Annotated in this window: 12 protein-coding genes; all 12 read left to right on the forward strand. The window is 59.8% G+C overall.

The features are described from left to right. Positions 1 to 43: 43 nt before the first annotated feature. The 12 genes from C2846_RS06810 (at position 44) to eno (ending at position 14681) form a co-directional block, all read left to right on the forward strand. The gene (locus C2846_RS06810; protein ID WP_373279499.1) at positions 44 to 523 is read left to right on the forward strand and encodes an OmpH/Skp family outer membrane protein; all 480 of its coding nucleotides are present in this window, start codon (positions 44 to 46) and stop codon (positions 521 to 523) included. A 5-nt stretch (positions 524 to 528) separates the two neighbouring features. Continuing rightward, positions 529 to 1590: a UDP-3-O-(3-hydroxymyristoyl)glucosamine N-acyltransferase gene (gene lpxD, locus C2846_RS06815; protein WP_119701038.1), complete on the forward strand. Its 1062-nt coding sequence runs from the start codon at positions 529 to 531 to the stop codon at positions 1588 to 1590. 51 nt (positions 1591 to 1641) lie between these two features. Continuing rightward, positions 1642 to 2079, forward strand: a complete 438-nt coding sequence (fabZ, locus tag C2846_RS06820; RefSeq protein ID WP_080048119.1) for a 3-hydroxyacyl-ACP dehydratase FabZ — start codon at positions 1642 to 1644, stop codon at positions 2077 to 2079. After that, positions 2076 to 2852: an acyl-ACP--UDP-N-acetylglucosamine O-acyltransferase gene (gene lpxA, locus C2846_RS06825; protein ID WP_080048118.1), complete on the forward strand. Its 777-nt coding sequence runs from the start codon at positions 2076 to 2078 to the stop codon at positions 2850 to 2852. The genes fabZ and lpxA overlap by 4 nt, the downstream gene beginning before the upstream one ends. Continuing rightward, the gene (gene lpxB / locus C2846_RS06830; protein WP_080048117.1) at positions 2852 to 4015 is read left to right on the forward strand and encodes a lipid-A-disaccharide synthase; all 1164 of its coding nucleotides are present in this window, start codon (positions 2852 to 2854) and stop codon (positions 4013 to 4015) included. Before lpxA ends, lpxB begins: the two co-directional genes overlap by 1 nt. An 11-nt stretch (positions 4016 to 4026) precedes the next feature. Further along, the gene (gene rnhB / locus C2846_RS06835; protein WP_373279498.1) at positions 4027 to 4617 is read left to right on the forward strand and encodes a ribonuclease HII; all 591 of its coding nucleotides are present in this window, start codon (positions 4027 to 4029) and stop codon (positions 4615 to 4617) included. 158 nt (positions 4618 to 4775) lie between these two features. Beyond that, positions 4776 to 8300 carry a DNA polymerase III subunit alpha gene (gene dnaE / locus C2846_RS06840; protein WP_119701039.1) on the forward strand — a complete coding sequence of 1175 codons (3525 nt, stop codon included), beginning with the start codon at positions 4776 to 4778 and terminating at the stop codon, positions 8298 to 8300. Between the two features lie 133 nt (positions 8301 to 8433). Further along, complete coding sequence (accA, locus tag C2846_RS06845) at positions 8434 to 9390, forward strand: acetyl-CoA carboxylase carboxyl transferase subunit alpha (RefSeq protein ID WP_080048114.1); 957 nt, start codon at positions 8434 to 8436, stop codon at positions 9388 to 9390. Between the two features lies 1 nt (position 9391). Continuing rightward, positions 9392 to 10735, forward strand: a complete 1344-nt coding sequence (tilS, locus tag C2846_RS06850; protein ID WP_119701040.1) for a tRNA lysidine(34) synthetase TilS — start codon at positions 9392 to 9394, stop codon at positions 10733 to 10735. 124 nt (positions 10736 to 10859) lie between these two features. Further along, positions 10860 to 12491, forward strand: a complete 1632-nt coding sequence (locus C2846_RS06855) for a CTP synthase (protein ID WP_080048112.1) — start codon at positions 10860 to 10862, stop codon at positions 12489 to 12491. 9 nt (positions 12492 to 12500) lie between these two features. Further along, complete coding sequence (gene kdsA, locus C2846_RS06860; protein WP_119701041.1) at positions 12501 to 13346, forward strand: 3-deoxy-8-phosphooctulonate synthase; 846 nt, start codon at positions 12501 to 12503, stop codon at positions 13344 to 13346. Between the two features lie 45 nt (positions 13347 to 13391). Next, positions 13392 to 14681 carry a phosphopyruvate hydratase gene (gene eno, locus C2846_RS06865; protein ID WP_080048110.1) on the forward strand — a complete coding sequence of 430 codons (1290 nt, stop codon included), beginning with the start codon at positions 13392 to 13394 and terminating at the stop codon, positions 14679 to 14681. Positions 14682 to 14689 lie beyond the last annotated feature (8 nt).

Here is a 14689-nt window from a genome sequence, read left to right on the forward strand (position 1 = left end):
ATCAGGAGTCCTTTAAGTGGGTAAGTTTATTCGCGTTGCTTTGATGTCGGTGCTGGTCATGGCCAGTTTCCCGGCTGCCGCCCAGATGAAAATTGCTGTGCTGGACTACCAGATGGCGCTGCTTGAGTCGGATGCGGCCAAACGCTACTCCGTAGATGCCGAGAAGAAATTTGGCAGCCAGTTGCAGCGGCTGCGCAACCTCGAGTCAGAAGCCAAACGACTGCAGGAGCGTATGCAGCGCGACGGCGACAAGCTGGCCCAGGCCGAGCTGGAACGCCTGGAGCTGGAGTTCCGTCAGAAAGCCCGCGAATTTCAGAGCGAGTCGCGCGAACTGAACGAAGCCAAGGCCGCTTCGGATCGGGAGATGCTGGAGCAGCTCAAGCCCAAGCTGGATCAGGCGGTCGAAGCCGTTCTGCAAGCCGGCTCCTATGATCTGGTGATCGATCGCAGCGCGGTGGTGGATGTCAAGCCGGAGTTCGATATCACCCGTCAGGTGATTGAACGCCTGAACAGCATGCGCTGAGCATCATGAGTACTACTGTCTCTCTGACCCTGTCCGAGCTGGCCCAGCTTTTGGATGCGCGGCTACTTGGTGAGGGGGGCGGGCGCATTACCGGTCTGGCTACCCTGCAGGAAGCCGGACCGGGTCAACTGAGTTTTCTTGCCAATCCGCAGTATCGTAAGTATCTGGCAACTAGCCAGGCCGAGGCGGTGTTGCTGACCGAGGCCGATGCCGAAGGTTTTACCGGCAATGCGCTGATCGTCGCCAACCCTTATCTGGCTTATGCCCGTCTGTCCCATCAGTTTGATCCGAAACCACGTCCAGCGCCCGGGATTCATCCAACGGCGGTGGTGGCCGAGGATGCCGAGGTCGACGCCAGTGCGGCAATCGGTCCGCACGTGGTCATCGAGTCCGGCGCGGTCATCGGTCCGGGTGTTACGCTGGGCGCGGGCTGCTTTGTCGGGGCTCGAAGCCGGATCGGAGAAGGTGGTTGGTTGTCTGCCCGGGTAACCCTGTATCACGACGTGATTATCGGGGCCCGGGTCGTGATTCAATCCGGTGCGGTCATCGGTGCTGAAGGGTTCGGCTTTGCCAACAACAAGGGTCGCTGGGAGAAGATTGCCCAGATTGGTGGTGTGCGTATTGGTGATGATGTCGAAATTGGCTCCAATACCTGTATCGACCGTGGCGCTCTGGCCGATACCCTGATTGGTGATGGGGTCAAACTCGACAACCAAATTCAGATTGCCCACAACGTGCAGATTGGCGATCACACTGCCATGGCCGCCTGTGTCGGTATCTCCGGCAGCACCCGTATCGGTCGGCACTGTACCATTGCCGGCGGGGTCGGCATGGTTGGGCATATCGAAGTCTGCGACAACGTCTTTGTCAGCGGTATGACCATGGTCACCCGCTCGATCACCGAACCAGGCGCCTATTCTTCGGGAACGGCCATGCAACCTGCGGCGGAATGGAAAAAGAGCGCGGCGCGGATCAGGCAACTGGACTCGCTGGTCAAGCGGGTGCAACAACTGGAAAAACAGTTGTCGGCGGTGACTCCAGGGACGCAGGGTTCATCTGAATCCTGAGCTTGCGCCACGCTGGCGCATCACAATTTTCACTGCAAGGCCTTGCCATACATGGATATCAACGAAATCAAAGAGTATCTGCCACACCGCTATCCTTTCCTGCTGGTAGATCGGGTGTTGGAGCTGGATCTGGAAGGCCGCAAGATTCGCGCCTACAAGAATGTGTCGGTCAACGAACCGTTTTTCAACGGCCACTTCCCTGGCCATCCGATCATGCCGGGTGTGCTGATCATCGAGGCCATGGCTCAAGCCGCTGGTCTGCTGGGCTTCAAGATGATGAACACCAAGGCCGAAGATGGCACTCTGTATTACTTCGTCGGCTCCGACAAACTGCGTTTTCGTCAGCCGGTGGTGCCGGGTGATCAGTTGCAGTTGGAAGCCGAGTACCTGAGCAACAAGCGGGGCATCTGGAAGTTTGCCTGTCGGGCGCTGGTGGATGGCAAGGAGGCTTGTTCCGGCGAAATCATCTGTGCGGAACATAAGGTATGAGTCGGATTCACCCTCAGGCGATCGTCGATCCATCCGCCCGTCTGGCGGATGATGTCGAGGTGGGCCCCTGGACTCTGATTGGGCCAGAGGTCGAGATCGGTGCCGGTAGTGTCATCGGTTCGCATGTGGTGATCAAAGGGCCGACCCGAATCGGTCGCAACAACCGTATCTTTCAGTTTGCCTCGGTCGGTGAGGACTGTCAGGACAAGAAGTACAACGGTGAACCAACCCGGCTGGAAATCGGTGACAACAACGTCATCCGTGAGGGGTGTACTATTCATCGTGGCACCGTGCAGGATCAGGGCGTGACTCGGATCGGAAGCAACAACCTGCTGATGGCCTATGTGCATGTGGCTCACGACTGCGTGGTTGGCGACAACATCATCATGGCCAACAACGCCACCATCGCTGGTCATGTGCAGATCGGCAATGGCGCGATTCTGGGTGGTTACACCACGGTGCACCAGTTCTGTCATATCGGCGCTTTTGCCATGAGCGCGGCCAATAGCGCGGTATTCAAGGACATTCCGGCCTTTGTCATGGTCGGTGGCAATCCGGCTGGTGCACACGGCATGAACTTTGAGGGCATGCGCCGGCGCGGCTACAGTGCAGAACTGGTCAGCGCCCTGCGCCGTGCCTACAAGGTTGTCTATCGTCAGGGCTTGACCCTGCAGGAGGCGCTGGCCCAGCTTGAAGGCAGTGCCGAGCAATATCCCGAAGTTGCGCTCTACCGCGACTCCATTCTGGCCTCGACCCGCGGTATTACCCGGTAGTGGCAACTCAGCAACCTCTATGTATTGCGCTGGTCGCCGGAGAAGCCTCCGGCGATACCTTGGGTGCCGGCCTGATCCGGGAGCTTAGGCAGCGTTTCCCTGATGCGCGTTTTATCGGTATCGGGGGCCCGAAAATGCTTGCCGAGGGCATGCAGACCCGGGTCCCGATGGAGCGTCTGTCGGTAATGGGGTTGGTCGAAGTACTCGGGCGGCTGCGCGAATTGCTGCGGATTCGTCGTGAGCTGGTCGATTATCTCAAGGCCGAGCGGCCCGATGTGTTCATCGGCATCGATGCCCCGGATTTCACCCTGGGGGTCGAGCGGCGGTTGCGCGAGGCCGGTATTGCCACTGTGCATTATGTCAGCCCTTCAGTCTGGGCCTGGCGTGAGAAGCGGGTGCTGGGCATTCGCGAATCCACTGACTTGATGCTGACCCTGTTCCCGTTCGAGGAGGAAGTTTATCAGCGTCATGGGGTGCGCGTGCGTTGCGTCGGCCACACTCTGGCCGATCGTATTGCCCTGGAGCCTGATCGTCTGGCGGCGCGTGAGACGCTGGATCTGGCCGCTGGAGCCCGGGTGGTGGCGCTGATGCCTGGCAGCCGCAATGGCGAACTGCGCAAACTCGGGCGCCTGTTCCTGGATACTGCCAGTTGGTGCCTGGAGCGCGACCCTTCTTTGCAGTTCATCCTGCCGTGCGCCAACCCACAGCGTCGTGAGCAGATGGAAGCAATCATTGCCGAATCCGGGATGGTTTTGCCGCTGACCCTGCTCGATGGTCAGGCCCACGAAGCACTGGCTGCCTGTGATGCTGTACTGATCGCTTCGGGTACTGCGACGTTGGAAGCGATGCTGTTCAAACGGCCTATGGTCGTGGCCTATCGGATGGCCGGTCTGACCTTTAAGATTCTCAAGCGGCTGGTCAAGGTCGGCCATGTTGCTCTTCCCAATCTGCTCGCCGGGCGTGAAGTGGCGCCTGAGTTCCTTCAGGATGCGGCGACCCCTGAAGCGCTGGGAGGAGCACTGCTCGCCCGTCTGCAGCCCAGTCCCGAACGTGACGACGCCCAGGCCACCTTTCTTGAGCTGCACCAGCTCTTGCGCCGTGACGCGGACAATGCCGCTGCCGAGGCGATTCTGGAGTTGCTGCGCGATAAGGGCCGGCTATGACCCAGCTGAGTATGGACTGGGCCTTGCCGGCAGGTGACGAGTTGATAGCAGGGGTGGATGAGGTTGGCCGTGGTCCGCTCTGTGGTGCGGTAGTGACAGCTGCGGTGATTCTTGATCCAACCAGACCTATTGAGGGTCTGAACGACTCGAAGAAGCTTACCGAGGCCCGCCGCGAAGCACTGTTTCCGCTGATTCAGGAGCGGGCGCTGGCCTGGTGCATTGCCCGGGCTGAGGTCGAGGAGATCGATCAGTTGAATATTCTCCATGCCACCATGCTGGCGATGCAGCGGGCGGTGGCTGGTTTGGCTGTGATCCCGGACCGGGTGCTGATTGACGGTAATCGCTGTCCGCCACTACCCATGCCGGCCGAACCTGTGGTCAAGGGTGACAGCCGGGTGCCGGCGATTGCTGCCGCCTCAATTCTGGCCAAGGTGGCTCGGGATCGGGAAATGTGCGAGCTGGACCGTCAGTACCCTGGCTACGGCCTGGCCGGGCATAAGGGCTATCCGACCCCGGTGCATCTGCAGGCTTTGCGCGAGCTGGGGGCTACACCCATCCATCGGCGCTCGTTCGCACCGGTGCGGGCAGTTTTGGAATCTTGATTGGCGCTTTAACCAAATGTTGGGGCAGGTCAGCGCCAACCGGGCTCCTGACTTTAGGTGCGATAGGCTAGCGTTTCCTGAGCGTCAGACTGGCCGCAGTCTACCCCCGCCGCTACAATCCATGCTTTGAACATCCCTCCAGCGTCCACAGGATTCGCATGAACCACAGCTTCATCCATTTGCGCGTACACACCGAATTTTCCCTGGTCGACGGCCTGGTCAAAGTCAAGCCGCTGATCAAGGCGGTGGGCGAGGCGGGCATGCCGGCGGTGGCGGTGACCGACCAGAGCAACATGTGCAGTCTGGTGAAGTTTTACAAGACCGCCATGGGGGCGGGCATCAAGCCGATTTCCGGGGTGGATGTCTGGTTGGTCGGGCGCGATGACGGTGACCAGCTTACTCGCATGACCCTGTTGGCGATGGATGCCAAGGGCTACCGCAACCTGACCGAGCTGGTATCGCGCGGTTTTACCGAAGGTCAGAGCAATGGCCTGTCGACCGTACGCCGGGAGTGGATCGCCGAGGCCAGTGAAGGGGTGATCGCGCTGTCGGGGGCAAAAGAAGGTGAAATCGGCCAGGCCTTGCTATCGAGTAATCCGCAGGTGGCCGACGAGTTGCTGGATTTCTGGATGACGGTGTTCCCTGAGCGCTTTTATCTGGAGCTGCAGCGGACCGACCGGGCCAACGATGAAGAGCACGTACATGCTGCCGTGGCTCTGGCGGTGCGCAGTGGTTGCCCGGTAGTGGCAACCAACGATGTGCGGTTTCTCAAGCGCGAGGATTTCGAAGCCCATGAAACCCGTGTCTGCATTGGTGAGGGCCGGGCGCTGGACGATCCGCGCCGGGTGCGTCAGTACAGCGAAGAGCAGTATCTCAAGACTCCTGCGGAAATGGCCGAGCTGTTTGCCGATATCCCCGAGGCACTGGAAAACTCGGTCGAAATTGCCCGCCGCTGTAATATCGAGGTGCAGTTGGGCACCTACTTCCTGCCGGATTTCCCGATTCCCGAAGGCATGACCATCGAGGAATACTTCAAGCAGGTTTCATTCGAGGGGCTGGAAGAACGACTCAAGGTCATTCTGCCGCCCGATACCCCGGATTATGAGGCTAAGCGTCAGGTCTATATCGACCGGCTTAACTTCGAGCTGGATATCATCAACCAGATGGGTTTCCCGGGCTACTTCCTGATCGTGATGGACTTCATCAAGTGGGCCAAGGGCAACGGGGTGCCGGTAGGTCCTGGTCGGGGCTCGGGTGCCGGTTCGCTGGTGGCCTACTCGCTGTTGATCACTGATCTTGATCCGCTGCAGTATGACCTGCTGTTCGAGCGTTTCCTCAACCCCGAGCGGGTCTCGATGCCCGACTTCGACGTTGACTTTTGCATGGAAGGCCGCGACCGGGTGATCGACTATGTGGCCGACATGTACGGTCGCAACGCGGTGTCGCAGATCATCACCTTCGGAACCATGGCGGCCAAGGCGGTAGTGCGTGATGTGGCGCGGGTGCAGGGCAAGTCCTATGGCCTGGCCGACAAGCTGTCGAAGATGATTCCGTTCGAAGTCGGCATGACCCTGGCCAAGGCCTATGAACAGGAAGAGATGCTCCGCGACTTCCTCGCCAACGACGAGGAAGCCCAGGAAATCTGGGACATGGCGCTCAAGCTCGAAGGCATCACCCGTAACGTCGGCAAGCACGCTGGTGGGGTGGTGATCGCGCCGACCAAACTGACCGATTTTGCTCCACTTTATTGTGATGAGTCCGGTGGTGGCCTGGTAACCCAGTTCGACAAGGATGATGTGGAGTCGGCCGGCCTGGTCAAGTTCGACTTCCTCGGGCTACGAACCCTGACCATCATCAAGTGGGCGATGGAGACCATCAACCGCGAGCAGGCCAAGAAGGGTCTTGAGCCGATCAATATCGATTTCATCCCGCTGGATGACAAGCCGACCTATGCCATGTTGCAGAAGGCCGAGACCACGGCGGTGTTCCAGCTTGAATCGCGTGGTATGAAGGAGCTGATCAAAAAGCTCAAGCCGGACTGTCTGGAAGACCTGATCGCACTGGTGGCACTGTTCCGTCCGGGACCGCTGCAATCGGGCATGGTTGACGACTTCATCAACCGTAAACACGGGCGCGAGGAAATTTCCTACCCGCACCCGAACTACCAGTACCCCGGGCTGGAGCCAGTGCTCAAGCCGACCTACGGTATCATTCTGTATCAGGAACAGGTGATGCAGATTGCCCAGGTAATGGCCGGCTACACCCTCGGTGGCGCCGATATGCTGCGCCGGGCGATGGGTAAGAAAAAACCAGAAGAGATGGCCAAGCAGCGTGCCGTCTTCCTGGAGGGCTGCCAGAACAACGGCATCGATGCCGACCTGGCGGGCAACATCTTCGACCTGGTGGAAAAGTTCGCCGGTTACGGGTTCAACAAGTCGCACTCGGCGGCCTATGGTCTGGTCTCCTACCAGACCGCCTGGCTCAAGGCGCACCATCCGGCGCCGTTCATGGCTGCTGTACTCTCGGCCGATATGCACAACACCGACAAGGTGGTGACCCTGATCGAGGAATGCCGCAGCATGAAGCTGCGGATCAAGGCGCCTGACGTCAATGTTTCCGAGTTCAAGTTCACCGTCGATGAAGCCGGCGATGTGGTTTATGGTCTGGGCGCCATCAAGGGTGTGGGCGAGGGACCGGTGGAAACCATCGTCGAGACCCGCCAGGCCGGCGGGCCGTTCAATGATTTGTTCGATTTCTGTGCCCGGGTCGATCTCAAGCGTATCAACAAGCGGGTCATGGAAGCGCTGATCCGTAGCGGTGCGCTGGACCGGCTGGGACCGTTCTTTGCCGAGGAGCCACAGGCCTACCAGAAGCAGATCGACCGGAACCGCGCAGCTCTGATGGCAGCCATGGAAGAGGCCATTGCCTCGGCCGAGCAGAGCGCCAAGAGCGCTGACAGCGGTCATGATGATCTGTTTGGCGACCTGCTGGGACCGTCAACCGAGCGTGATGTCTACGAACCCTATCGAAGGGTGCGCGAATGGAGTTTCAAGGAACGGCTGCGTGGTGAGAAGGAAACCCTCGGCCTGTATCTGACCGGTCACCCAATCGATGAGTATGAACAGGAAGTACGACGCTTTGCCCGGCAGCGGATTCTCGATCTGAAACCCTCGCGTGATAGCCAAACGGTAGCCGGGTTGGTTTTCGATCTGCGGGTGATGAAGAACAAGCGTGGTGATAAGGTGGCGTTCGTGACCCTGGATGACCGTTCGGCACGGATCGAGGCTTCGCTGTTCTCCGAAGCCTATGCTGCCGCCCAGGCTCTATTGCAGAAAGATGCGCTGTTGGTCATCGAGGGCGAGGTGGCGCTGGATGATTTCTCCGGCGGCATGCGCTTGCGGGCCAAGCGGGTGATGAGTCTGGAAGAGGCGCGTACCGCCTTGCTCGACAGTGTTCGCATTCGCCTGGATACTCAATGTCATGGGCCGGATAGCTTGGGCAAGGTTGCGGCACTGCTGCAGCAGCATCGTGGCGAATGTGCGGTCAGTGTTGAGTTGCAGCGCCCGGACGCCGAGGTACTTTTGCGTCTGGGTGATGACTGGTGCGTTGAACCGGCCGATGATCTGGTGCAGAGCCTGCGTGACCAGTTGGGCAAAGACAGCGTCTCTTTGCACTACAGATAGGCTCTGCGTGTTGCCCGCCAGACTTGTGGCGCAGGTAACGGCAGTGATCCTCGACGAATCTGCGGCAATCCCGTAAGGTATTGCCGAACAATTTCTGACGCCCGACGGGCCGCCACGCGGATAATGGATGCTTATGAGCAAGAGTCAGCAATACCTGGAATTCGAACAGCCCATCGCTGATTTGCAGGCCAAGATTGAGGAGCTACGTCTGGTCGGCAATGACAACTCTCTCAATATCACCGAAGAAATTGCCAAGCTGCAGGACAAGAGCAAGTCGCTCACTGAAAGCATTTTCGGCAACCTCAGCAGTTGGCAAATCGCGCAAATGGCGCGGCATCCGCAGCGTCCCTATACCCTGGATTACATCAGTCATATCTTTACCGACTTTGAAGAGCTGCACGGTGATCGGCACTTTGCTGACGATGCAGCGATTGTTGGCGGGATGGCGCGCCTGGATGGTCGCCCGGTGATGGTTATCGGTCACCAGAAGGGGCGCGATGTTCGGGAGAAGGTCCGGCGCAACTTCGGCATGCCCAAGCCTGAAGGCTACCGCAAGGCCTGCCGGCTGATGCAGATGGCCGAGCGCTTCAAGATGCCGATCCTCACCTTTATCGATACCCCAGGCGCTTATCCGGGTATCGACGCCGAGGAGCGTGGCCAGAGCGAGGCGATTGCCTGGAACCTGCAAGTGATGGCGCGGCTGAAGACCCCGATTATCGCCACCGTGATTGGTGAGGGTGGTTCCGGTGGCGCATTGGCCATCGGTGTCTGCGATCATCTGATGATGTTGCAATACTCCACCTACTCGGTGATTTCGCCGGAAGGCTGTGCCTCTATTCTGTGGCGTAGCGCCGAGAAGGCTGCTGATGCCGCTCAGGCCATGGGCGTGACCGCTGAGCGGCTCAAGGAGCTGGGGCTGGTCGATAACCTGATCCCCGAACCGCTGGGCGGCGCGCACCGCAACCCGGCTGAAACCGCTGCGCGGATCAAGGCCCGCTTGATTGCCGAACTCGACAAGCTCGGCGGCCTGGCTGATGACGCACTACTGGAGCAGCGTTACCAGCGGCTGATGAGTTACGGCCTGCAGTAACATGCTGTCTTCGCAGGCGCTGCTCGAGCAGTTGGCGCCCTGCGCCCATGCCCCGGCCTGGTGGTTGGGGCTGTCCGGCGGCCTGGATTCTCTGCTGTTGCTGGACTTGTTGGCCGAGTTGGCGACAACCCATCAAATTCCCCCTCTGCGCGTTATCCATATCCACCATGGCCTGCATCCCGATGCCGATGCCTGGGCCGAGCATTGCCGCGAGGCTTGTGAACAACGGGGTTTGCCGTTGCACTGCGAACGGGTGACGCTGGCGCCTGGCGGCAGCGTTGAAGAGGCTGCCCGTCAGGCGCGCTATGCTGCCTTCGAACGGCAGATTGGGTCTGGCGAGGTGCTGCTGCTGGCCCATCATCGGGATGATCAGTTGGAAACCTTGTTGTTTCGAGTGCTGCGTGGCACCGGTGTGCGCGGGCTGGCCGGCATGCCGCGTGAGCGTGCTCTGGGGCAGGGGCGGTTGTATCGGCCACTACTGGGGTTTTCCCGGGCCGAGCTGGAGCGCGAGGCGCGCCGGCGTGGGCTGAGCTGGATCGACGACCCGGCCAATACCGACCCGCGCTTTGCCCGCACCGCTCTGCGTCACCAATGGCTGCCGAACCTGCGTCAGGCCTGGCCACATCTGGATGACAACCTGCTGCGCCTGGCTGCCCATGCCGAGGAAGCCAACAATCTGCTTGATGAGCGAGCGGCCGAGGATCTGGAGTACTGTACTGACGCTTTAGCCGATGCCTGGCTGAGTGCCTGGCCCAGCTTGCTGGTGAGGCGTCTGCTGGAGCTGAGTCCAGCCCGGCAGCGCAATCTGCTGCGGTTCTGGCTACACGGTTTGGGCCATGTGGCGCCGGAGCAGCGCCAGTTGCTGCAGTGGCAGCAGCAGTTGACTGCTGCGGCTGATCGTCAGCCGCTGCTGAGTCTGGCTGGCTACCGCTTGTGCCGTTCGTCGGATCGTCTGTGGTGCTTGCCCGCAGCGGGCGTGCCAGCAGGGAAGGGGGAGGCGTTGCACAAGCTGGCCGATATCCGGCTGCGTGCGGGTAATGGCTGGTTGTGCTGGCGTCACCGCCAGGGTGGACTGCTGCCGGGGGCTGGGCCATGGCAGATTGGTTATCGCCAGGGCGGGGAGCGCATTCGTCTGCCGGGCAGACCCAGCCAGTCACTCAAACAGTTGTTCCAGGAGGCTGGCATTCCTATGTGGCTGCGTCCATCAATCCCATTGCTATACTGCCAAGGGCATCTGGTATCGGTGGCCGGTCGTTGGAATGCCGAGGCCTTCATGGCCGCGCCGGACCAGGATGGCTGGGAGTTGAGCTGGTTTCCGTGTGCGGAAAGGCCAGCTACGGATTGAGCAAGACGGGGCGCTCTGGTATCCTGATATCCCATCTTGACGAGACTTTGGGAAAGACCTTTTTCCCGGCTCCCTTTCGATTCCTTGCGGCCCTGCCGCCTAACAGTTCAATCACGGGTTTTTCATGACGCGCTACATTTTCGTCACGGGTGGTGTTGTATCTTCTTTGGGTAAGGGCATCGCCTCGGCATCCCTGGCGGCAATTCTCGAAGCGCGTGGCCTCAAGGTCACCATGCTCAAGCTGGATCCCTATATCAACGTTGATCCCGGCACCATGAGCCCGTTCCAGCATGGCGAAGTATTCGTCACCCATGACGGCGCCGAGACCGACCTTGACCTGGGGCACTACGAGCGCTTCGTGCGCACCACCATGACCCAGAACAACAACTTCACCACTGGCCGGGTATATGCCGACGTGCTGCGCAAGGAGCGACGCGGCGATTATCTGGGCGCCACCATTCAGGTGATTCCGCATATCACCGACGAGATCAAGAGCCGGATCATCAAGGGTGCCGCTGGTGCCGATGTGGCGCTGGTCGAAATCGGTGGCACGGTCGGCGACATCGAGTCGCAGCCGTTCCTTGAAGCGATCCGTCAGTTGCGGGTTGAAGTTGGCGCCAAGCGCGCGATGCTGATGCACCTGACCCTGGTGCCCTATATCGCCACCGCCGGCGAGACCAAGACCAAGCCGACCCAGCACTCGGTCAAGGAACTGCGTTCGATCGGTCTGCAGCCTGATGTGCTGATCTGCCGCTCCGACCACCCGATCGATCTGTCGTCGCGGCGCAAGATCGCTCTGTTTACCAACGTTGAAGAACGCGCAGTCATCGCGCTGGAAGATGTCGATACCATCTACCGGATTCCCTCGGTGTTACATGCACAGGGCCTGGACGATTTCGTGGTCGAGCGCTTCGGTCTGGAGTGTGGTGGCGCGGACCTGTCCGAATGGGAACGGGTGGTTGATGCCAAGCTCAATCCTGAGCACGAAGTCACCATCGCCATGGTCGGCAAGTACATGGAGCTGCTGGATGCCTACAAATCGCTGATCGAGGCGCTCAGCCATGCCGGCATTCAGAGCCGGACCAAGGTCAATGTGCGTTATATCGACTCCGAAGACATCGAAACCAAGGGTACAACCCTGCTGGAAGGGGTCGATGCCATCCTGGTGCCGGGCGGCTTTGGGCTGCGCGGCGTGGAAGGCAAGATCAAGACCGTACAGTATGCCCGCGAGAACAAGATCCCTTACCTGGGGATCTGTCTGGGCATGCAGGTGGCGGTGATCGAATACGCCCGTAACGTACTGGGCTGGCAGGATGCAAACTCTACTGAGTTCGACAAGACTTCTGCCCATCCGGTAGTAGGTCTGATCACCGAGTGGCAGACCGCCAGCGGCGAGAAGCAGCAGCGCAGCGAGGAGTCCGATCTGGGTGGCACCATGCGCCTTGGCGGCCAGGAGTGTGCTTTGGTGCCGGGCTCGCTGGCCTATGACTGCTACGGCAAGGACGTGATTGTCGAGCGTCATCGCCATCGTTACGAGGTCAACAACAACCTGTTGCCTGAACTCGAGGCGGGTGGTTTGAAGATTACCGGTCGTTCGGTCGATGGCGCACTGGTTGAAATGGTTGAAGCTCCGAATCATCCCTGGTTCGTTGCCTGCCAGTTCCACCCTGAATTCACTTCGACGCCGCGTTATGGCCATCCGCTGTTCAGTGGTTTTGTCAATGCAGCGCTGAACCAACATTCGGCCAAGGCCTGAGGAACAAGCATGTCGCAGAAAACCGTGACCGTTGGCGATATCCAGATCGCCAACGACAAGCCCTTCGTGCTGTTTGGTGGCATGAACGTTCTGGAATCCCGCGACCTGGCCATGCAGATCTGCGAAACCTATGTCGAGGTGACCGGCAAGCTGGGGATTCCCTACGTGTTCAAGGCCAGTTTCGATAAGGCCAACCGTTCGTCGATCAACTCCTTCCGTGGTCCGGGCATGGAGGAAGGGCTGAAGATCTTCGAAGAGATCAAGCAGACCTTCAAGGTGCCGGTCATTACCGATGTGCACGAACCCTATCAGGCGGCGCCGGTAGCCGAGGTCTGCGACATCATTCAACTACCGGCCTTCCTGTCACGCCAGACCGACCTGGTAGTGGCGATGGCGAAAACCAATGCGGTGATCAACATCAAGAAGGCCCAGTTCCTCGCGCCGCAGGAAATGAAGCATATCCTCAGCAAGTGCGAGGAAGCCGGCAATGAGCGGTTGATCCTGTGCGAACGCGGCTCCAGCTTTGGCTACAACAATCTGGTCGTCGACATGCTTGGCTTCGGCATCATGAAGCAGTTCGAGTACCCGGTGTTCTTCGATGTCACCCATGCCTTGCAGATGCCGGGCGGGCGTAGCGATTCGGCCGGTGGCCGTCGGGCCCAGGTCACCGATCTGGCCAAGGCCGGCATGAGCCAGGGCTTGGCTGGGCTGTTCCTGGAGGCCCACCCGGATCCGGACAATGCCAAGTGCGACGGTCCCTGTGCTTTGCGTCTGAACAAGCTGGGGCCTTTCCTGTCCCAGCTCAAGGCGCTGGATGAACTGGTCAAGAGTTTCCCCGTGCTGGAAACCGCCTGACAATTTACCGATTGATTTCTGTATACGATGGAGCAAGCAGCAACCATGGCTAAGATCATTGACATCAAGGGTCGTGAAGTTCTCGATTCCCGTGGCAACCCGACCGTTGAAGCCGACGTGATTCTCGAAGGCGGCATTGTGGGCAGCGCCTGTGCGCCGTCTGGAGCCTCCACCGGTTCGCGTGAAGCACTGGAACTGCGTGATGGCGACAAGGGTCGTTATCTGGGCAAGGGGGTGCTCAAGGCTGTGGCCAACGTCAATGGCCCGATCCGTGAGCTGTTGGTGGGGCGTGATGCCAGTGATCAGCGCGGCCTGGATATGGCCATGATCGAGCTGGACGGCACCGAAAACAAGGCCAAGCTGGGTGCCAACGCGATCCTTGCAGTCTCTCTGGCTGCGGCCAAGGCTGCGGCTCAGGCCAAGGGCATGCCGCTGTACGCCCACATTGCCGAGCTGAACGGCACGCCGGGTGTCTACTCCATGCCGGTACCGATGATGAACATCATCAACGGTGGTGAGCATGCCGACAACAACGTCGACATTCAGGAGTTCATGGTCCAGCCAGTAGGCGCCAAGACCTTCGCTGATGCCCTGCGTATGGGCGCCGAGATTTTCCATCACCTCAAGGCCGTACTCAAGGCCCGTGGTCTGAACACTGCGGTTGGCGACGAAGGCGGCTTCGCCCCCAACCTGAGCTCCAACGAGGATGCCCTGGGCGCCATCGCCGAAGCCGTGGCCAACGCCGGTTACAAGCTGGGTGACGATGTGACCCTGGCGCTGGACTGCGCTTCCAGCGAATTCTACAAAGATGGCAAGTACGATCTGGCTGGCGAAGGCAAGGTGTTTGATGCTGCCGGCTTCGCCGACTATCTGGCGGGTCTGAGTCAGCGTTACCCGATCATCTCCATCGAAGATGGTATGGACGAGTCCGACTGGGCCGGCTGGAAGGTGCTGACCGACAAGATCGGTGAGCAAGTCCAACTGGTGGGTGATGACCTGTTCGTAACCAACACCAAGATCCTCAAGCGCGGCATCGACGAGCAGATCGGCAACTCGATCCTGATCAAGTTCAACCAGATCGGCTCGCTGACCGAAACCCTGGAAGCCATCCAGATGGCCAAGGCTGCCGGCTTTACCGCAGTGATCTCGCACCGCTCGGGCGAGACCGAAGACAGCACCATCGCCGACCTGGCCGTAGGCACCGCCGCAGGTCAAATCAAGACCGGCTCGCTGTGCCGCTCGGATCGCGTGTCCAAGTACAACCAGTTGCTGCGCATCGAAGAGCAACTGGGTGCCAAGGCGCCGTACAAGGGCCGTGCCGAGTTCCGTGGCTAATAGTCTGG

The organism is Pseudomonas jilinensis, assembly GCF_003586265.1.
GTDB lineage: Bacteria > Pseudomonadota > Gammaproteobacteria > Pseudomonadales > Pseudomonadaceae > Halopseudomonas > Halopseudomonas phragmitis.